This is a genomic window from Mesorhizobium sp. ES1-4 (assembly GCF_020164745.1).
In the GTDB taxonomy this organism is placed as follows: domain Bacteria; phylum Pseudomonadota; class Alphaproteobacteria; order Rhizobiales; family Rhizobiaceae; genus Mesorhizobium.
On record NZ_JAIUGV010000007.1, the window covers coordinates 1 to 18,142 of the forward strand.

18 protein-coding genes are annotated in these 18,142 nt (G+C 64.9%); 11 read left to right on the plus strand and 7 right to left on the minus strand.

Translation table 11 applies throughout. The annotated features are described in order from the left end of the window. Positions 1–655 precede the first annotated feature (655 nt). Complete coding sequence (secB, locus tag LB556_RS14525) at positions 656–1,153, minus strand: protein-export chaperone SecB (protein WP_224568129.1); 498 nt, start codon at positions 1,151–1,153, stop codon at positions 656–658. Between the two features lie 257 nt (positions 1,154–1,410). Next, positions 1,411–1,908 carry an FxsA family protein gene (locus LB556_RS14530; protein WP_318011289.1) on the minus strand — a complete coding sequence of 166 codons (498 nt, stop codon included), beginning with the start codon at positions 1,906–1,908 and terminating at the stop codon, positions 1,411–1,413. A gap of 198 nt (positions 1,909–2,106) precedes the next feature. Between LB556_RS14530 and LB556_RS14535 the strand changes: the two genes are divergently transcribed. From LB556_RS14535 to LB556_RS14550, 4 genes are read left to right on the plus strand one after another with little or no spacing between them, the layout of a single operon-like run. After that, positions 2,107–2,814 carry a Tim44/TimA family putative adaptor protein gene (locus LB556_RS14535; protein ID WP_224568698.1) on the plus strand — a complete coding sequence of 236 codons (708 nt, stop codon included), beginning with the start codon at positions 2,107–2,109 and terminating at the stop codon, positions 2,812–2,814. Positions 2,815–2,836: 22 nt separating this feature from the next. Beyond that, positions 2,837–3,937 carry a murein transglycosylase A gene (locus tag LB556_RS14540; RefSeq protein ID WP_224568133.1) on the plus strand — a complete coding sequence of 367 codons (1,101 nt, stop codon included), beginning with the start codon at positions 2,837–2,839 and terminating at the stop codon, positions 3,935–3,937. Then, on the plus strand, positions 3,934–4,476 hold the full coding sequence (locus LB556_RS14545; RefSeq protein WP_224568135.1) for a Smr/MutS family protein: 543 nt from the start codon (positions 3,934–3,936) through the stop codon (positions 4,474–4,476). The genes LB556_RS14540 and LB556_RS14545 overlap by 4 nt, the downstream gene beginning before the upstream one ends. Continuing rightward, on the plus strand, positions 4,473–4,841 hold the full coding sequence (locus tag LB556_RS14550; protein ID WP_224568137.1) for a helix-turn-helix domain-containing protein: 369 nt from the start codon (positions 4,473–4,475) through the stop codon (positions 4,839–4,841). Before LB556_RS14545 ends, LB556_RS14550 begins: the two co-directional genes overlap by 4 nt. An 81-nt stretch (positions 4,842–4,922) precedes the next feature. On the opposite strand, the gene LB556_RS14555 is transcribed toward LB556_RS14550, so the two are convergent. The 4 genes from LB556_RS14555 to LB556_RS14570 all read right to left on the minus strand — a co-directional run bounded on the left by LB556_RS14555 (position 4,923) and on the right by LB556_RS14570 (position 8,402). Next, positions 4,923–5,174 carry a hypothetical protein gene (locus tag LB556_RS14555; protein WP_224568139.1) on the minus strand — a complete coding sequence of 84 codons (252 nt, stop codon included), beginning with the start codon at positions 5,172–5,174 and terminating at the stop codon, positions 4,923–4,925. A gap of 522 nt (positions 5,175–5,696) precedes the next feature. Then, entirely contained in the window at positions 5,697–6,311 is a 615-nt protein-coding gene (locus LB556_RS14560; protein ID WP_224568141.1) for a transglutaminase-like cysteine peptidase, read from the minus strand. 159 nt (positions 6,312–6,470) lie between these two features. Beyond that, a complete protein-coding gene (locus LB556_RS14565; RefSeq protein ID WP_224568143.1) occupies positions 6,471–7,748 on the minus strand; it encodes a polyhydroxyalkanoate depolymerase in 1,278 nt (425 codons plus the stop codon). A gap of 288 nt (positions 7,749–8,036) precedes the next feature. Next, on the minus strand, positions 8,037–8,402 hold the full coding sequence (locus tag LB556_RS14570; protein ID WP_224568145.1) for a septal ring lytic transglycosylase RlpA family protein: 366 nt from the start codon (positions 8,400–8,402) through the stop codon (positions 8,037–8,039). Positions 8,403–8,711: 309 nt separating this feature from the next. Here LB556_RS14570 and LB556_RS14575 point away from each other — a divergent pair, with 309 nt between their 5' ends. From LB556_RS14575 to LB556_RS14605, 7 genes are all read left to right on the plus strand, one after another. Further along, complete coding sequence (locus LB556_RS14575; protein ID WP_224568147.1) at positions 8,712–8,912, plus strand: hypothetical protein; 201 nt, start codon at positions 8,712–8,714, stop codon at positions 8,910–8,912. Between the two features lie 960 nt (positions 8,913–9,872). Beyond that, a complete protein-coding gene (locus LB556_RS14580) occupies positions 9,873–11,264 on the plus strand; it encodes a pyridoxal-phosphate dependent enzyme (protein ID WP_224568700.1) in 1,392 nt (463 codons plus the stop codon). Beyond that, positions 11,261–12,430 carry a trans-sulfuration enzyme family protein gene (locus LB556_RS14585; protein ID WP_224568149.1) on the plus strand — a complete coding sequence of 390 codons (1,170 nt, stop codon included), beginning with the start codon at positions 11,261–11,263 and terminating at the stop codon, positions 12,428–12,430. The genes LB556_RS14580 and LB556_RS14585 overlap by 4 nt, the downstream gene beginning before the upstream one ends. A 284-nt stretch (positions 12,431–12,714) precedes the next feature. Continuing rightward, positions 12,715–13,686 carry a GlxA family transcriptional regulator gene (locus LB556_RS14590; RefSeq protein ID WP_224568151.1) on the plus strand — a complete coding sequence of 324 codons (972 nt, stop codon included), beginning with the start codon at positions 12,715–12,717 and terminating at the stop codon, positions 13,684–13,686. Between the two features lie 259 nt (positions 13,687–13,945). Beyond that, positions 13,946–15,250 carry a M24 family metallopeptidase gene (locus LB556_RS14595; RefSeq protein WP_224568152.1) on the plus strand — a complete coding sequence of 435 codons (1,305 nt, stop codon included), beginning with the start codon at positions 13,946–13,948 and terminating at the stop codon, positions 15,248–15,250. A gap of 322 nt (positions 15,251–15,572) precedes the next feature. Beyond that, positions 15,573–16,253 carry an isochorismatase family protein gene (locus tag LB556_RS14600; protein ID WP_224568154.1) on the plus strand — a complete coding sequence of 227 codons (681 nt, stop codon included), beginning with the start codon at positions 15,573–15,575 and terminating at the stop codon, positions 16,251–16,253. An 18-nt stretch (positions 16,254–16,271) separates the two neighbouring features. After that, positions 16,272–17,243 (plus strand): alpha/beta hydrolase, encoded by a 972-nt coding sequence (locus tag LB556_RS14605; protein ID WP_224568156.1) that lies wholly within the window; start codon positions 16,272–16,274, stop codon positions 17,241–17,243. 22 nt (positions 17,244–17,265) lie between these two features. Here LB556_RS14605 and dnaQ read toward each other — a convergent pair whose 3' ends face one another. Further along, positions 17,266–17,994, minus strand: coding sequence for a DNA polymerase III subunit epsilon (gene dnaQ / locus LB556_RS14610; protein ID WP_224568158.1), 729 nt, complete (start codon positions 17,992–17,994; stop codon positions 17,266–17,268). Between the last annotated feature and the right edge of the window lie 148 nt (positions 17,995–18,142).

Here is an 18,142-nt window from a genome sequence, read left to right on the forward strand (position 1 = left end):
CCACTCCGTCTCGGCTTCGCCGAGCCACCTCTCCCCCCTCCGGAGGGAGAGGAAGGAACGCGCTTGGCGAGGTCGCGGCTTTCCCCTCTTGTCTGCCAGCCGTCTCCGCTGCAAGGGATCGGTGGGACTTCGAGTAAGAGCGACGCGTTTGCCCGGGGCTTCGCGTTTCACCAGCGGCTTCCCCCACTCCGTCTCGGCTTCGCCGAGCCACCTCTCCCCCCTCCTGAGGGAGAGGAAGGAACGCGCTTGGCGAGGTCGCGCCTTACTCCTCTTGCCTGCCAGCCGTCTCCGCTGCAAGGGATCGGTCGGATCTCGAGTAAGAGCTATGCGGCTGTCTGCGGCTTCGCGTTTCACCAGCGGCTTCCCCCACTCCGTCTCGGCTTCGCCGAGCCACCTCTCCCCCCTCCGGAGGGAGAGGAAGGAACGCGCTTGGCGAGGTCGCGCCTTTTCCTCTCCCCCGTCGATCGGGGGAGAGGTGTCGAGCGCAGCTCGACGGAGTGGGGGTCGACCCGTGGCGCGATCGTTCTACTTCATCGACCGGAATCCGTTAGGGTGCCGCTTATGGGTGCTGTCCCGCCAGGTTGCCAAGAGTCGCCAGGCACAAAAAAACCCGGCTCAAGGCCGGGTTTTTCAAGCGATCCCTGTCAGCCGAGCCTCAGCTCACCTTGGTCTGCGAGGCGGCCTGGTCCTCGGCGATCTTCTGCTGGAACATCTGGGCGAAGTCGATCGGGTCGAGCATCAGCGGCGGGAAGCCGCCATTGCGCGTCGCCTCGGCGATGATCTGGCGGGCGAAGGGGAACAGCAGGCGCGGGCATTCGATGAACAGGATCGGCAGCATGTGCTCCTGCGGGAAGCCCGAAATGGCGAAGACGCCGCCATAGACCAGCTCGACGTTGAACAGCACTTCCTGGTCGAAGGAGGCCTTGGCGTTCAGCGTCAAATTGACGTCGAACTGCTTGTCGGAGAGCGGATTGGCGTTGACGTTGACGTTGATGGCGATGCCGGGGGCCTTGTCGCGGCCGCGCAGCGAGTTCGGCGCGCCGGGGCTTTCGAAGGAAAGGTCCTTGACATACTGGGCCAGGACGTTGAGCGACGGCTGCGCCGCGTTGCCGTTTCCGTTGGCGCCGACCGGCGCGTCGTCATTGCTGGCCATGAGCCTGATATCCTTTTGCCTGGGCAGCGTTGCTGACCGAATTGAAATCGGGCGTTCGCTACCATGGCCGGCATGACAAGACAAGGTTTGCCGCCTTTTGGCCGGAGAGGGCCGAGACTGTATCGAGATTCAGGTCAGGCCGAGTCGAAAATGGTGGTTTTCGAGAACCGGAGCGGAGCGTACTTTTTGTACGTGAGCACCGGAAGCGCAGGAAGCCGCCATTTGCAGGCCGGCCTCACCTGAATACCGATACAGTCTCAGTCGTCCTTCAGCCGCCGCCACGGCGAATTATGGTCCGGGCCGCGCCTCAGGTCTTCCTCGCGCGAGTAGTCGCCGTCGTCGAGGTCGATGACCTTGTCGCGCTGCCGGCGGAAGCCGCCGGTGGAGAAACTGGTGGCGACGACGATGCGGCCCTTGAGCCTGCTCCAGGCAAGGTCGCGCACCGGCGGCAGGAAGAGGAGCAGGCCGATGATGTCCGTGATGAAGCCGGGGATGATCAGAAGGATCGCCGCGACCACGATCATGGCGCCGTGGGCGAGCTGCCGGCTGGGGTCGCGGCCGGCGTCCATTTCGGAACGGATGCGGGTCATGACGCCGAAGCCCTGGTGCCGCAGCAAAAGCACGCCGGCGAAACTCGAGGCCAGCACCAGGCCGACCGTCGCCAGCGCGCCGACCTCACGGCCGACGACGACGAAACCGGCGATTTCCAGCAGCGGAAGCGCAAGCAGAAGGAGGGGAAGCAGCGAAATGCGCAAGTCTTTACCGACCATTCGATTGTTTGTCGCGCCGGCGACCAATCGCCGCTGGCATCGAGGCTGTTAGATAGGTATGCCTGCCTTGGATTTGAATGATTGCGCCTTGCGTTCTATATGCTTTGAATGGTGAACGCTATGCGACCGCGGCCTGTTGGCTGGACGGTCCGGCCTAGAGGCAGGGATTGATTGGCGGAAAATATGGGCTTCTTCGACTTCGGCACGATTTTCTTCCTGATCGCGGCGGTGGTGATCTTCTTTCAGCTGCGCAACGTGCTGGGCCGCCGGACCGGTAGCGAGCGGCCGCCCTTCGATCCCTATACGGCGGCGCGTACCGACAAGGACGCCACGCAGAAGCCCGAAAATGTGGTTTCGCTGCCGCGCAAGCGGGCTCCCGGCGAGCCTGCGCCGGCCGACGCCTATGCGGCGATCGACGCCTTTGCCAAGCCCGACACCGATCTCAACAAGGGCCTGCGCGCCATCAAGGACAACGACCCGTCCTTCGACCCGAAGGGGTTCGTCGACGGCGCCAAGATGGCCTATGAGATGATCGTCATGGCCTATGCCGACGGCGACCGCAAAACGCTGAAGAACCTTCTGTCGCGCGAGGTCTTCGACGGCTTCGTCGCCGCGATCGGCGAACGCGAGGCCAAGTCGGAAAAGATCCAGTCCTCCTTCGTCGGCATCGACAAGGCCGATATCGTCTCGGCCGAGATGAAGGGCGGCGAGGCGCATGTGACGCTGCGCATCATCAGCGAGCTGATCTCGGCGACGCGCGACAAGGCCGGAACGGTCATCGACGGCGATCCGGAAACCGTGGCCGAGGTCAAGGATGTCTGGACCTTCGCCCGCGACACGCGCTCGCGCGATCCGAACTGGAAGCTCGTCGCCACCGAAGAAGAAGACTGAACCCTGGAACAGGCGGGCTCCGGTGTCGCTGTCGCCTCTCCTTGTCGAAAGGTCCTTCGGCGATCTACCCGGCTGGGGTGACGACGACCATCTGCCGGCCTTCGAGGCTTTTCGCCGGTCCGCCTTCCATGTGCTGGTGAAACCCTATCGCGGCGGTGCGCTCGGCGTCGATTTCAGCGCCTTCGCCGAGCCCTATGCGCAGGCACGCGCCGGCGCCCCGGCGAACCGGTCGGAGGCCCGCGCCTTCTTCGAACGCCACTTCGTCCCCATGCTGGTCCGGGCGGAGGCCAACGCCGGGCTCGTCACCGGTTTCTACGAGCCTCAAGTCGAGGCCTCGCCGGTGCGCACGGACCGTTTTGGCGTGCCGCTGCTGTCGCGGCCGGCCGACCTCATCGATGTCGACGACGCCAACCGACCCGCCGGGATGGATCCCTATCTCGCCTTCGCACGCCGGACGCCGGACGGGCCGGCCGAATATTTCGACCGCGGCGCCATCGAGCGCGGCGCGCTCGCCGGCCAGGGGCTGGAGATCGCCTGGCTGGCCGACAAGGTCGATGCCTTCTTCATCCATGTGCAAGGGGCGGCACGGCTCGCCATGACCGACGGGCGGCTTTGCCGCGTCACCTACGCCGCCAAATCCGGCCAGCGTTTCACCGGCCCGGGAAAGGTGTTGAGCGAGCTGGGCGAAATCCCGCTGGCGGAGGTGACGATGCAGTCGATCCGCGCCTGGTTGAAGGCGCATCCGGAGCGCGTCGACGAGATCCTGTGGCGGAACCGCTCCTATATCTTCTTCCGCGAGGCCGCCGTGGATGATGCATCGCTGGGGCCGATCGCGGCCGCCAAGGTGCCGCTGACGCCGGGCCGCTCGATGGCCGTCGACCGGCTGCTGCACACATTCGGCACGCCTTTCTACATCGACGCGCCGACGCTCACGGCATTCGACGCAAGACCGTTCCGGCGGCTGATGATCGCGCAGGATACCGGCTCGGCCATCACCGGGCCGGCGCGCGGCGATCTGTTCGCCGGCTCCGGCGATGCCGCCGGCGAGATCGCAGGCGTGGTGCGCAACGCCGCCGACTTCCATGCGCTGGTGCCGCGCGCGCTGGCCGGGGGCGCACAATGAGCAAGCGCGGGGATAAACTCAGCGAGGACGACCGGGTGCTGTGGAACCTGGTGGCGCGCACCGCCAAGCCGCTCAAGGGCCGCGCCGCCATCGACATTCCGGAGCTGGCCGCCGACGCCAAGCCACCAACGCCGCCGCAACCGGGCCAGCCCACGGCCAATGCGGCGGGCGTGGCAAGGCCGAAGGTCCAGCATGTCACCCACCGGCTCGACGAGCCGACGCTGGACAAGCTGTCGAAAGGCCGGTTGCCGATCGAGGGCCGCGTCGACCTGCATGGCATGACGCAGGACGAGGCCTATTCGCTGCTGTTCTCGTTCCTGCACCGGGCGCATGCCGGCGGCATTCGCTATGTGCTGGTCATCACCGGCAAAGGGTCGTCCTCGGGCGGCGATGGCGTGTTGCGGCGCGCCGTGCCGGCCTGGCTGTCGACACCGGCGTTCCGGCCGCTGGTCTCCAGCCACGACCATGCCGCCCGCAACCATGGCGGCTCCGGCGCGCTCTATATCAGGCTGCGGCGGGTGGCGAGGCCGGGCGCATGACGCCGTTCGGCGAGAGGCTGCGGGCGCTGAGGACCGAACGCGGCGTCAGCCAGAAGGACATGGCGGCGGCGATCGGCGTCAGCCCCGCCTATCTCTCGGCGCTGGAGCATGGCCGGCGCGGCGCGCCGACCTGGACGCTGATCCAGAAGATCATCGGCTATTTCAACATCATCTGGGACGATGCCGAGGAGCTGGCGCGGCTCGCCGAAGCCTCGCACCCGCGCGTGAAGCTCGACACGGCGGGCCTGTCCCCCGCCGCCACCGAGCTTGCCAATCTGCTGGCCGAAAACATCGAGAAACTCGACGAGGCGGAACTGCGCCGCGTCACCGCGTCGATCCGCAAGGCGCTCAGCCAACCGAAGTAACTGGCTTTATGCGGATTCCGGGCGTCCCCCGATTGCAAGACGGTGCCCGCCGGCCGCAGCCAGCGGGCAGCCGGAGCGAGATCAATACTTGCCGGCCGTGCGGCCGTTGGGGTTGCCGCCATTGTTGCCCGGGCGGCCATTGTCGTGGTGGTCGCGGCCGTTGCCGCCGCCGAGGCAGTCCGAGGCGCCTGCAGTGCCACAACAACGGCCGGCCCAAAGGTCGTTGAGCGTGGTCTTGACGCAGCTCGTGTCGGTCTGACCAGCCAGAGCGGATCCGGTCAGGGCCGATACCGCGACGGCGGCGAGGAGGGTGTTGCGCAGGAAAGCAGTCATTTGAAGTCTCCATGGTTTGTTTCTGTCGTCCACGGCTGTGTGTCGCCGGGCGGGACGAATTGGTTCACGGAGAGATGGAGACGATTTTCGGGAGGGCCCCAAAGGGAGCGGTGAGTCAAATGCAGTGCGGCTATGGCAGAGGCCCAAGAGATTGGCGGAAGCCTCCACGGTTTCGTCATCCACGGGCGGAGCGGGAGCGAAGCGGACGCGCAGACCCGAGGATCCATGCCGCGACCTGCGAACTCCGCAGCGGTGCAGAATGTAGTGATATAGCCGCACCCAATCCTAGGCCGCCGTGTTTTTTGTTGGTGTCACGGCATGGATCCTAGAGCGGTTCAGCGTCTGATAGAATCGCTGAACCGCTCTAACTCTTTGTTTTCACGCAATTCCGGACGGAAAACCGCTACGCACTTTTCCTGGAATTGCTATAGGGTCTCCGCGACGTCGCTTCGCGACTGCTGCGCCCTAGGATGACGAAGCGCTGGGGCGGCGCCGCCTCAAGCGGTCTCCCACTGTCGGCCCTTACTCCACCGACCCCACCAAAACCTGCTGGCCGCCGCGGATCGAGACCCAGCGGCCGGTGTTGTCAATTGCCTGGCGCTTGAGGAAGCGGTAGCCGGTCTCGTCCCAGGGCTTGACCTGGTCGTTCAGGTTGTCGAGCACGTAGTCGCCCCTGTCGGTGCGCACCGTCAGCACGGCGTGGCCTTCACCGTCGGGCTTGCGCACCACGGTTATCAAGAGATCGGCGAGCGACACGCCCATGCGGGACAGCTGGCGCCGCTTTTCCAGCACGTAGTCCTCGCAGTCGCCGACGCCCTTGTCGGGATAGGCCCAGACCTCGTCCTCGCCGTAGATGTCCATGTCGCTCATCGGCTTGACGGCGGCATTGACCCTGGCGGTGATGTTGACCAGCTTGCGCATGAACCCTTCGGTCAGGGCCGCCGGCGCGAGGTTGGCCGGGCGGATCGAGCATTCGCCGGGACGCTGCTTGCAGAAATCATAGTGGCCGATCGGCTGCGAGGTGAGGCCTCCGGTCGCCATGGCGCCCGATGCCCAGGCCGGTGCCATCCAGCCTCCCATTGCCGCCAGCCCGGCTGCCGCGCATACGCGCAGCCTTCGCATGGTTGAGGAATTCATTGTCCCCGCTCGCCCTGTTGTTAACGAAACGTTAAGGGCGATTTACACTCCGTGTCAATTGAGACGTCGGGCTGAATTGCAGCATGGTTACCCGCGGGGGCGCACAGCGGCACTTGTGCAACAGAATCGGACCGGCGGCCCGGTTCCGTTCAAAGCCGGCTAGCGCTTGGCGGTGCGGACCAGCTTCGGCTTCACCGCGACGCGGTTCTGGCGGCCATAGCTGGTGATGAAGTCGACGATGCGCGGCACGATCTCGGAGCGGAAGCGCGAGCCGTTGAAGACGCCGTAATGGCCGACCGCAGGCTGCATGTAATGCGCCTTCCTGTCGGCGGGGATGTTGACGCACAGATCCTGCGCCGCCTTGGTCTGGCCGAGGCCCGAAATATCGTCGTTCTCGCCCTCGACCGTGAACAGGGCAACGTTGCGGATTGCGGACGGATCGATCCTGGCGCCGCGATGCATCATCTCGCCCTTGGGCAGCGCATGGCGCACGAAAACGGTGTCGACGGTCTGCAGGTAGAACTCCGCCGTCAGGTCCATCACCGCCAGATACTCGTCATAGAAGTCGCGGTGCTTCTCGGCGCTGTCGCCGTCGAACTTCACAAGGTGCATGAAGAAATCCTTGTGGGCGATGATGTGGCGGTCGAGGTTCATGCTCATGAAGCCCGAAAGCTGCAGGAAGCCGGGATAGACCTCGCGGCCGAAGCCCGGCACCGGCCAGGGCGCGCGCATGACGACGTTGTCGCGGAACCAGTCGATGCCTTTTTCCTCGGCGAGCAGATTGACCGCCGTCGGGTTGCGGCGGGTGTCGATCGGCCCGCCCATCAGCGTCATCGTCGAAGGCACGAAGGGGTCGCCCTTCGCCTCCATCAGCGCCACGGCGGCAAGCACCGGCACGGAAGGCTGGCACACCGCCATCACATGGGTGTCCGGACCCAGCGTGTGCAGCATGTCGATGATGTAGTCGATATAGTCGTCGAGATCGAAGCTGCCATCTGCCATCGGCACCATGCGGGCGTCGACCCAGTCGGTAATGTGGACATCGGCATGGGGCAGCATGGCTTCCACCGTGCCGCGCAGCAGCGTGGCGTAATGACCCGACATCGGCGCCACGATCAGCAGTTTCGGGTCGGCCTTGCGCCCGGCGGGAACGGCGCGCTCGAAATGGACGAGATTGCAGAACGGCTTCGACCAGACGGTCCTTTCGGTGACCGCGACGGTCTTCCAGTCGACCACGGTCTTGGCCAGGCCGAATTGCGGCTTGCCGTAGCGGCGCGTGGTGCGCTCGAACAGTTCGGCGCCGGCGGCGATCGATCGGCCCCACGGGGTGTGCGAAACCGGGTTGAGCGGATTGGAGTAGAACAGCCGGACCGCATCGGCATAGAGCCGCGCCGGCTGCAACGCCGCATGGTTCATCTCGTAGAGCTGGTAGAACATCCGTTACCCCGCTGCTGCCTGCGACCGAAGGGACGACGAGCAGCGCCGAGCCTTGAATGTCTCGCGGGGAGGTTAACAACTAATTGCTGCGACGCAATACGTCACGTCGCGTGAGCAATGCTTCTTTCGTGCAATGCCTTGGAAACCGGCCCCGGACGGCGCAGCCGGCTCAATGTGCGCTGCCGAAATGTGTAGGATATGTGTCAGGCCCGACCATGATTCGCTGAATAGTCCCGTTTGCTCCGCTGAACCGCGGTCCGGGACGGATCATGGCCAGGAGACGTTTGATCAGACGCGCGCCATGCAGACCGACGTCTGGCCGGAGTCGACGAAGCCGAGCTGGCTGGCGGCGCCTCTCGACAGGTCGAGCACGCGGCCCTTGATAAAGGGACCACGATCGTTGATGCGCACGACGACGCTGCGGCCGTTGTTCTTGTTGGTCACCCGCAATCTGGTGCCGAAAGGCAGCGTGCGGTGGGCGGCGGTCATCGCCGAGGGGTTCATGCGCTCGCCAGACGCGGTTCTCGAGTGCAGCGCGTACCAGGAAGCACGGCCACATTGGCCGGCGGCGGTTGCGGAAGCGGCGGAGGCGCCGGCCATCAGGCCAGCAGCGATCGTTACCGCGACAAGCGCGGTCTGTTTTGGTGTATTCATGCTTTGGGGAGGGCTCCGTTTTTGACAGACCCAGCCGTTAGGTCGAGAATAAGGCGGGAAATGCGGCAGTGATCTGGCGGTTCCGTGGCGTGTCCACACGTTTGGAGTCACCGGGTAACAGTCTGTCAGAGAGTTTTTGGCGCGCCGGCACTAATTTTGGATCCTGTTTCCAATCGGCATGAAGGACTTTCATGACAAGATCGGGCAGTGATCTTCAAGTAGAAGTCCGCACGATCTGGACGCTTCCTTAGGCTCTTTCATCGTGGCGATAGCGCCGCAATCGATCGACTTGAAAAATGGGATTCGACAATGAGACTGAGCAAAACTCTGCTGGCCAAGAATCTGCTGGCGTTGATCGTGCTGGCTATCGGGGCTGTGTGGTCGCTGCAAGGCATCGGCGTCGTCGGCGGCAGCTTCATGACCGGCCAGTCGCAATGGCTCTATATCGGCCTCGCCGTCATGGTGGCTGGCCTGGCTGGGCTGGTGTGGGCGAACCGCTCGCGACGATAAGCTTCGAGCAGGAGGTGGCGAATCTTCCCGCATCGATGCTTCTGGTTCCGTCAGGCCTCTCAACCCCGTCGGGCAGCGTGGCGTGCTCGCTTCCGTGATCGCACCATTGTCGGCTGGGTGCGGTCTGGTATTTATCCGCTGCAGCCCTATGTGGACGGAATAACTTCCGTTCTTAACTATAAAGTCGCAGGACTAAGGTCTTGCCGCCTGTTGGGCCTAGGTCCGAGGGGCCTTCAAACGTTCCGGGCTTGTCCATTGGACGTTCCGTACTTTAGTCAATTGAGATATATGTGTGGCTGGACACCAACCTCTTGCAAGGAGGCGCGCTGTTCCAGCCTGCGGCGTCCTGATTTGCCTCGGAATCCGCGTTTCGAGCCAGATTTCTATTTAACTCCCAGAGGCCGCTTTCGCCCGGATTGCGATTTCAAGTTGGCCATGAGCTAACCGGCGGGGAAAAGATGGCCGGTGCGGGGATGCTTGGGTTGGAAGCGGGTCGCACCGGCCATGCGGGTTAGGCTTCGATTGGGATCGTCCCCGCACGACCAAGCTATACGTATATTAGCTATCTCTCAACTAAGACTGAAGTCCCTCCCACCACAAGCCGGTGGGATGGCGCCCGGCCACCCTTTCGAAGAAAATGCCAAGTGGTTTCGAAGAGGCGATATGGTTCGTTGAACGTCCGGCCGGCGGGCAAGCAATTGCGAGGCCGTTGAAACCGGCGTTCCACGGCGCTCACCTTCCTCGTTGACGGGATTCAACCGTGGAATTTCATTCCCCGTCTGGCCGCCGGATTGGCACGATCTATCTTCTTTCCAACTGCGATCGGCTGGAAAAGACGCTAGGTTGACCCACGGAGGCTCCGACATGAGCGAGCACAGAAAAGCCACGGCCGACAGCGCCGTCTCGGACAGCACCCGCTTGGAGAGCGCCCCCTCGGGCAGCGCCCCCTCGGAGAGCGCAATGTCGCGCCTGCGCCCGCCCTATGCCTCCGTGCTCGACCTGATCGGCCAGACCCCCATCGTCGAGCTGACCAAATTCGACACCGGAAAATGCCGGCTGTTCATCAAGATCGAGAGCCAGAACCCCGGCGGCTCGATCAAGGACCGCATCGCGCTGTCGATGATCGCGGCCGCCGAGAAGGATGGCAGGCTGAAGCCCGGCGGCACCATCGTCGAGGCGACCGCCGGCAACACAGGGCTTGGCCTTGCGCAGGTCGGCATCCCCAAGGGTTACCGCATCATCCTGGTGGTTCCCGACAAGATGTCGCGTGAAAAAATCCAGCACTTGCGCGCGCTCGGCGCGGAAGTGCGCATGACGCGCTCCGATGTCGGCAAGGGTCATGCCGAATACTATCAGGACATGGCGCAGAAGATCGCCGCCGAACTGCCCGGCGCCTTCTACGCCAACCAGTTCGCCAACCCGGCCAACCCGCTGGCGCATGAAGCGACGACCGGCCCGGAAATCTTTTCGCAGCTTGACGGAGATGTCGACGCGGTGGTGGTCGGCGTCGGCTCCGGCGGCACGCTGACCGGGCTTGGCCGCTACTTTGCCAAGGTGTCGCCGAAGACGGAGATGGTGCTGGCCGACCCGGTCGGCTCGGTGCTGGCGCCGCTGATCAAGACCGGCAAGATGGAAGAGGCGGGCAGCTGGACCGTCGAAGGCATCGGCGAGGACTTCGTGCCGCCCAATGCCGACCTGTCGCTGGTCAGGAAAGCCTATTCCATCAGCGACAAGCAGAGCATGCTGGCGGTGCGTGATCTGCTGTCACGCGAAGGCATCCTGGCCGGCTCCTCGTCGGGCACGCTGCTGTCGGCGGCGCTGCGCTATTGCCGCGAACAGACAGTGCCCAAGCGCGTCGTCACCTTCGTCTGCGACAGCGGCAACAAATACCTGTCGAAAGTCTTCGACGATATCTGGCTGGCCGAGCAAGGTCTGGCCGACCATGAACAGCATGGCGACCTGCGCGACCTCGTCATGCGCTCGCCCCGCACCGGCGACATCGTCTATGTCGGTCCTGACGAAAGCCTGCTCAACGCCTATGGCCGCATGCGCCGCTCCGATGTCTCGCAACTGCCGGTTCTGGACGAAGGCAAGCTGGTCGGCATCGTCGACGAGAGCGATATCCTCGCGCATGTCGACGGCCCCTATGACGGGCGCTGGGAGCGCTTCAACGGCCCGGTGCGCTCGGCGATGACCTCCAACCTGCACACGCTGCAGGCGAGCCAGACGCTGGACACGCTGCTGCCGGTCTTCGACCGCAACGAAGTCGCCATCATCTTCGACGGCGACGAGTTCGTCGGCCTGATAACCCGCATCGACCTGATCAACCATCTGAGGCGCCGCGCAAAATGACCACATCCGGCAAGAACCGCCTGGCCTTCTCCACCCGCACGATCCATGGCGGCCAGAGCCACGACCCGCTGACGGGCGCGGTGATGGTGCCGATCTACGCCACCTCGACCTATGGCCAGCAATCGCCCGGCGTGCACAAGGGCTTCGAATATGCCCGCAGCCAGAACCCGACGCGCTTCGCCTTCGAGCGCGCCGTGGCGGACCTGGAAAGCGGCTCGGCGGCCTTCGCCTTCGCCTCGGGGCTGGCGTCGATCGCCACAGTCCTCGAATTGCTCGATTCCGGCGCCCATATCGTCGCCACCGACGACATCTATGGCGGCTCGTTCCGGCTGATGGAGCGGGTGCGCAAGCGCTCGGCCGATCTGCGGGTGAGCTTCGTCGACTTCACCGACCTCGCGGCGGTCGAGGCGGCGATCCGACCGGAGACCAAGATGCTCTGGGTCGAGACGCCGACCAACCCGCTGCTGCGCATCGTCGACCTCGAAGGCGTTGCGGCCCTGGCGAAGCGCAGGGGTATCCTCTCGGTCGCCGACAACACCTTCTGCAGCCCCTATATCCAGCGGCCGCTGGAACTCGGCATCGACATCGTGGTCCACTCGACGACCAAATATCTCAACGGCCATTCCGATATGGTCGGCGGCGTCGCTGTCGTCGGCGACAACAAGGATCTCGCCGACCGGCTGAAATTCCTGCAGAACGCCATCGGCGCTATATCCGGCCCGTTCGACAGTTTTTTGGCGTTGCGCGGCTTGAAGACCCTGGCGCTGAGGATGGAGCGCCATTCCGCCAACGGCCTGAAAATCGCGCAGTGGCTGGAAGCCCGCAGGGACGTGCGCCGGGTCATCTATCCGGGCCTCGGCAGCCATCCGCAGCACGCCATAGCCGTCCAGCAGATGCATGCCTTCGGCGGCATGATCACGGCCTTGCTCGATCGCGACCTTGCCGGCACGAAGCGCTTCCTCGAGCGTACGCGTCTGTTCACGCTGGCCGAGAGCCTCGGCGGTGTCGAGAGCCTGATCGAGCACCCGGCGCTGATGACGCATGGCTCGATCCCGGCCGAGAAGCGGGAAGAGATCGGCATATCGGATTCGCTGGTGCGGCTGTCGGCGGGGATCGAGGATGGCGACGACCTGATCGCGGACCTGGAGCAGGCGTTGGGGGGTTAAGCGCTATCAATTCGTCGAGGTCCGCGCTGCCCCTCACCTGCCTGCCGGCACCCGCTCCCCGTAAACGGGGCGAGGGCTCTGTCGTCGATGGTTTCGCCAATCGCCGGCGTTGCGGGATAGGCGCCGACGTTGCGACCAGCCCTTTCCCCGTCACTATACGGGGAGAAATGTCCGGCAGGACAATGAGGGGCGGCGCCGACGCCCGGTGATCACACTCCAGTCCCGGTTGACCCTGAACCTCATCTGCCCGAATTGTAGCGCCCCAACCCCCGGCCCCGGACGCCATGGCGACGCGCGAACCACCCAAACCCACGGACGCACCCCTCACCTTCGCGGTGCTGGTCTTCCCCGGCTTTCCGATGATGGCGTTCAGCTCCGTCATCGAGCCTCTGCGCGCGGTCAATGTCTTGGCGAAGCGGGAATGCTACCGATGGATCATCGTCGGGGCGACGGAAGGGACGGTCGAGGCTTCCAACGGCGTCGTCATCCAGCCGGGTTTTTACGCCGAGGCAGCGCCCAAGGTGGACCGCATCGTCGTCTGCTCGGGCGGCGACGCCGATCATCTCGTGGCCGAGGACGCGGCGAGCTGGATCCGCCGCAGCCTGCGCGCCGGCGCCCATATCGGCGCGGTGGCGGACGCGGCCTTCTTCCTGGCGCGGGCCGGCCTGCTCGACGGCCATGCCTGCACCTTGCACTGGACCAGCCAGGCCGCCTTCACCGAGGCCTTCCCCAACATCGAGCTCAGGCGCGATCTCTATGTCATCGACCGCAAGCGTTTCACTTCGGCCGGCGGCGTCGGCAGCCTCGACATGATGCTGGAGATCATCACCCGCGATTACGGCGCCGAGCTTGCCGCCGGCGTCGCCGAATGGTTCGTGCACAGTCCCTTGCGATCGAGCGTCGACCGCAAGCTGATGCCGTTGCGCCTGCGCACCGGCGTCCAGAACGAATTGGTGCTGTCGGCCATCGCCATCATGGAGGACGCGGTGGAGGAACGGCTCGGCATGGCGGAACTGACCCGGAAGCTCGGCGTGTCGTCCGACAAGCTCGAACGGAGCTTCCGCACGGAGCTCAGCATCTCGCCCAACGGCTACTACCGGCGGCTCCGGCTGAAGCGCGCCGCCGATCTGCTGGCGCATTCGACGCTCGCCGTGCGCGACGTGGCGCTGGCCTGCGGCTTTGCCTCGATGTCGAGTTTTGCCCGCGCCTTTCGCGAGGAGCACGGGCATGCGCCAAAGATGGCGCGGCGGCGTTAAGGGGCCGCGTTCTACGAGGCCCCCTCATCCGGCCGCTACGCGCCCACCTTCTCCCCGGCGGGGAGAAGAGGTTGGCGCCGGCGCTGGTAGTCTCCTCCCCCTCGGGGAGAGGTCAGCCGAGTGAAGCGGAGGCTGGGTGAGGGGCAGCGCCATACGTTCCAGAGCGGCATCCCGCACAACACACGCGGTTTTCCGCACAATGCTTCCGTCCCACCTACGCCATGGTCTGGACTTGCAACCGATCCAAGGTCAGGTACCCATGAGCATCGTCGTATTCGACCCCGACAGCACCGAGGACGTCGACTTCAAGGACCGCATGCGTCACCCCGCGGCCGCCGATGCGGCCGGCGGCATGTGGCTTTCCGACACCGAGCCGTCCTTCATCGATGCCGACGCGCTTCGAAAAGGTCGGCTGGCGAAGCTACGCGGCTGGATGCGCGAGGCCGGCTATGGCGGTGTCGTGCTGTTCGACCCCTACAACCAGCGCTATGCCACCGGCTCGCGCAACATGTTCGGCTATTTCCTGCGCAACTCGACCCGTTATTTCTTCATTCCGACCGAAGGGCCGATCGTGCTGTTCGAATATCCGCAGAGCTACCATGTCTCCATGGTGCTCGACACGATCGACGAGGCGCGTCCTTCCAAGCTCGTCTGGTCGTCCGTGTCCGGCCGCGACGACGAGACCGCCGGCCCGTTCGCCGACGAGATCGCCGAGCTCCTGAAGAAGCACGGTGGCGGCTCGATGAAGCTCGGGCTCGACCGCTGCAGCCATCTGCAGGCGCTGGCGCTGGAAAAACGCGGCTGCGAGGTTCGCGACTGCCAGGGTGAAATCCTCGCGGTGCGCGCGGTGAAGACGCCGGAGGAAGTGAAATGCCTGCAGGTGTCGATGGCCGGCGCCGAGGCCGCCGTCTATGCCGTGCGCGAGGCGATCAAGCCCGGCGTTTCCGAAAACGAGCTGTTCGCCCTCATGTATGGCGAGGTCATCCGCCAGGGCGGCGAGTTCATCGAGACACGGCTGCTCACCTCGGGCCAGCGCACCAATCCGTGGTTCAACGAGGCCAGCGGCCGCAAGATCAGGCCCGGCGAATTGCTGGCGCTCGATACCGACACGATCGGCTGCTACGGCTATTATTCGGATTTCTCGCGCACCTTCCGCTGCGGGCCAGGCAAGCCGACGCCTTACCAGAAGTCGCTCTACCGCATGGCGCACGACCAGGTTCAGCACAACATATCGATCGTGAAGCCCGGCATGGCCTTCCGCGAGATCGCCGAAAAGGCCTGGAAGATCCCGGAGCGCTTCGTCGACCAGCGCTACACCTCGGTCATGCACGGCGTCGGCATGCATGGCGAGACACCGTTCATCGCGCATGCCATGGATTACGAGACCTATGGCCGCGACGGCCATATCGTGCCAGGCATGGTGGTGAGCGTGGAAAGCTATATTGGCGAGAAGGGCGGCCGCGAGGGCGTCAAGCTGGAGGACGAGATCCTGATCACCGACACCGGCACGGAGCTTCTGTCGCGCTTTCCCTATGAGGACGAGTTCCTGGAGAAAGAGGTTTGACCTCCGCTGCTCCACTAGGTGACGTTGCCTTCACGGCTGGCGCGAACGCCCATCGCTTCGTCATCCTAGGGCGGAGCAAGGAGCAAAGCGACGCGGCGCAGACCCTAGGATCCATGCCGCGACTCCAACGTGTCGCCACTGAGCAGAATTCTGCTCCGCTGTACCCTTCGACAAAGATCACGGCATGGATTCCAGGGTCTTCGCGACGCCGCTCCGCGGCTGCTGCGCCCTGGAATGACGAAGTCGCGGGGCCTTTTCGGACGATCGTCCAAGCCTGCGCCAACAGGCCGAGAGAAACAGCGTTAGCCGGAAAGCCCCACGCATGAAGGCTCCCATCTCCATCAAGCACCGCACTGTCGCTGCCGTGTTCATCGACCTGCAGGAAGAGCACCGGCAGGACCCGCGCTACCTTGTCGAGGGCTACGGAGAAATCCTCGCCAACGTCCAGCGCCTGCAGGCGGCGGCGCGCGAGAACCATGTGCCGCTCCATCACTGGGCCTATATCGTCGATCTGGACAGCCAGAACCGGCCCTTTCATCCGGTCGGCGAAGATGGCAAATCGGCCTTTTCCGACAAGAGCGACCCGCTGACCCAGATCTGCCATGAGGTGGCGCCGGCCGAAGGCGAGGCGCTGCTGATCAAGGCCGAGGCCAGCGCCTTCCGCTCGGGACCGGCGGCCGATCGGCTGAAGACTTCCGGCATCGAATGGCTGGTTGTTGCCGGAGTCTGGACCGAGGCCTGCATCGACGCCACCGTGAAGGACGCCGTGAGCAAGGGCTTTCGCGTGCTGCTGGTCAAGGATGCCTGCGGCAGCGGCAGCGCGGCCATGCACCAGACCGCCATCCTCAACCTTGCCAACCGGCTCTATGGCGGCGCCGTCATCGACACCGACGGCGCCTGCCGGCTGCTGGCCGGCGGGACGGTCACCGTCTGGCAGGTCGAAGGCTCGGTACCCCTGCGCTTCACCTTCGAAAACGCCGCCCGTCTTTATGCCGGGCTTTGACGTGCCCGCAGGATCGAGATGAACAGCCGCGGCAAATATGGACCATGGCTCGACCCGGCGCTATGGGCCTATATCGACAGCGTCAACGCCTGGTACCCGCCCGAGATCGCCGGCCTGCCGGTCGACAAGCAGCGCGCGGTTTACAACCGCATGTGCCGGGCCTTCCGCCAGGACCGTCCGCCCGGGGTCAAGGCCGTCGACGCCCTGGTCACCGCTTCCAGAGCCCTGGTCGCCGCTTCCAGACATGACATACCCATCCGCCGCTACCGGCTCGCCGGCGCGACGCCGCGTGCAAGGGTGCTCTACTTCCACGGCGGCGGATTCATCCTCGGCGGGCTCGAAAGCCATGACGACATCTGCGCCGAAATCTGCGCCGGCACCGGCTACGACGTGCTGTCGGTGGACTACCGGCTGGCGCCGGAGCACCTTCACCCCGCCGCCTTCGACGATGCGCTGGCGGCTTTCGAATGGGCCGCGGCAGGCAGCGACCTGCCGCTCGTGCTGTGCGGCGAAAGTGCCGGCGGCAATCTGGCGGCGGCGGTGGCGCAAGCCGCGCGTCACCATCCGCGCGCCGCGATCGGCCAGGTGCTGATCTATCCCGGTCTCGGCGGCAACGAGGCCCTGGGCTCCTATGTCGAGCACGCCGATGCGCCGCTGCTGTCGACAGGCGATGTCGCCTTCTACCGCGACGTCAGGTCGGCCAGGAAGCAATCGCCAGACGATCCGACCTTCTCGCCGTTGCGCGACACCGACTTCTCCGGCCTGCCGCCCACGGTGATCGTCACCGCCGAGTGCGATCCGCTGTCGTCGGACGGCGAGGCCTATCGCGACCGCATCCTGCAAGCCGGCGGCAAGGCCTGGTGGCATGAGGAGCCCCGGCTCGTGCACAGTTTCCTGCGCGCCCGCACGACGGTGCCGGCCGCGGCGGACGCCTTCGCGCGCATCATCGCGGCGGTCGCCGCGCTGGGCAGGGGCGAGTGGCCCTACTGAGGGCGCTTTTCTCCGGACGGGCCTATGAGGACAGCGCCCGGTCGACTTCCTGGGGGAAGGCTTTCAGCCACAGCGCCTTTTCGCCGAGCGTGGCGACCATGGCGGCGTGTGCCGCGCGCTCTGCTTCTGTCAGGCGCGGCAGCAGCGGCGCAGGGCGCTCGGCGACGATGATTTCGATCTGGCGGACATTCTCGCCGCCCCTGGCGGCCCCGGCAGTGCTGTCGAGAACGAGAGCGGCCTGCTTGCCGCCGATCAGCTCGATATAGACCTCGGCCAGCAATTCGGAATCGAGCAGGGCGCCGTGCTTGGTGCGCTTCGTATTGTCGATGCCGTAGCGCCGGCACAGCGCGTCGAGCGAATTGGGGCCCATCGGGTGTTTGCGGCGCGCCAGGGCCAGCGTGTCGACGACAAGCCCGTTATCGACGGGTGGGTGGCCGAGCCGGCCGAATTCGACATTGAGGAAACCGATGTCGAACGTGGCATTGTGGGCGACCAGCTTGGCGCCTTCCGTGAACTTCAGCCATTCCTCTGCGATTTCGGCGAAGCTCGGCTTGCCCGCGAGATCGGCGGCGCTGATGCCGTGCACGGCCTGCGCCTCGGCATGGATCGCGCGCCCCTGAGGGTTGATATAGTAATGGAAGGTCCTGCCGGTCGGGAAACGATTGACCAGCTCGACGCCGCCAAGCTCGATCACGCGGTCATCGCGCGAATCGAGGCCGGTGGTTTCCGTATCGAAAATGATCTCACGCATCGAATCAGGCCGCTCCTTGGGAGCAGAATCGACAGACCGGAACAAAATGGCAATGGGCAATGCCTCTTTTCCTTCTCCCTTGTGGAGAAGGTGGATCGGCGCGTAGCGCCCGCCGAGACGGTTGAGGGGTGAGCTACGGAGCACCGGA

What these genes read in the sequence shown, in the direction of transcription:
- secB (WP_224568129.1), bottom strand. Translation starts at nt 1,153, where the DNA reads ATGGCCAGCAATGACGACGCGCCGGTCGGCGCCAACGGAAACGGCAAC.
- LB556_RS14535 (WP_224568698.1), top strand. Translation starts at nt 2,107, where the DNA reads ATGGGCTTCTTCGACTTCGGCACGATTTTCTTCCTGATCGCGGCGGTG.
- LB556_RS14545 (WP_224568135.1), top strand. Translation starts at nt 3,934, where the DNA reads ATGAGCAAGCGCGGGGATAAACTCAGCGAGGACGACCGGGTGCTGTGG.
- LB556_RS14550 (WP_224568137.1), top strand. Translation starts at nt 4,473, where the DNA reads ATGACGCCGTTCGGCGAGAGGCTGCGGGCGCTGAGGACCGAACGCGGC.
- LB556_RS14555 (WP_224568139.1), bottom strand. Translation starts at nt 5,174, where the DNA reads ATGACTGCTTTCCTGCGCAACACCCTCCTCGCCGCCGTCGCGGTATCG.
- LB556_RS14560 (WP_224568141.1), bottom strand. Translation starts at nt 6,311, where the DNA reads ATGAATTCCTCAACCATGCGAAGGCTGCGCGTATGCGCGGCAGCCGGG.
- LB556_RS14565 (WP_224568143.1), bottom strand. Translation starts at nt 7,748, where the DNA reads ATGTTCTACCAGCTCTACGAGATGAACCATGCGGCGTTGCAGCCGGCG.
- LB556_RS14570 (WP_224568145.1), bottom strand. Translation starts at nt 8,402, where the DNA reads ATGAATACACCAAAACAGACCGCGCTTGTCGCGGTAACGATCGCTGCT.
- LB556_RS14575 (WP_224568147.1), top strand. Translation starts at nt 8,712, where the DNA reads ATGAGACTGAGCAAAACTCTGCTGGCCAAGAATCTGCTGGCGTTGATC.
- LB556_RS14580 (WP_224568700.1), top strand. Translation starts at nt 9,873, where the DNA reads ATGTCGCGCCTGCGCCCGCCCTATGCCTCCGTGCTCGACCTGATCGGC.
- LB556_RS14585 (WP_224568149.1), top strand. Translation starts at nt 11,261, where the DNA reads ATGACCACATCCGGCAAGAACCGCCTGGCCTTCTCCACCCGCACGATC.
- LB556_RS14590 (WP_224568151.1), top strand. Translation starts at nt 12,715, where the DNA reads ATGGCGACGCGCGAACCACCCAAACCCACGGACGCACCCCTCACCTTC.
- LB556_RS14595 (WP_224568152.1), top strand. Translation starts at nt 13,946, where the DNA reads ATGAGCATCGTCGTATTCGACCCCGACAGCACCGAGGACGTCGACTTC.
- LB556_RS14600 (WP_224568154.1), top strand. Translation starts at nt 15,573, where the DNA reads ATGAAGGCTCCCATCTCCATCAAGCACCGCACTGTCGCTGCCGTGTTC.
- LB556_RS14605 (WP_224568156.1), top strand. Translation starts at nt 16,272, where the DNA reads ATGAACAGCCGCGGCAAATATGGACCATGGCTCGACCCGGCGCTATGG.
- dnaQ (WP_224568158.1), bottom strand. Translation starts at nt 17,994, where the DNA reads ATGCGTGAGATCATTTTCGATACGGAAACCACCGGCCTCGATTCGCGC.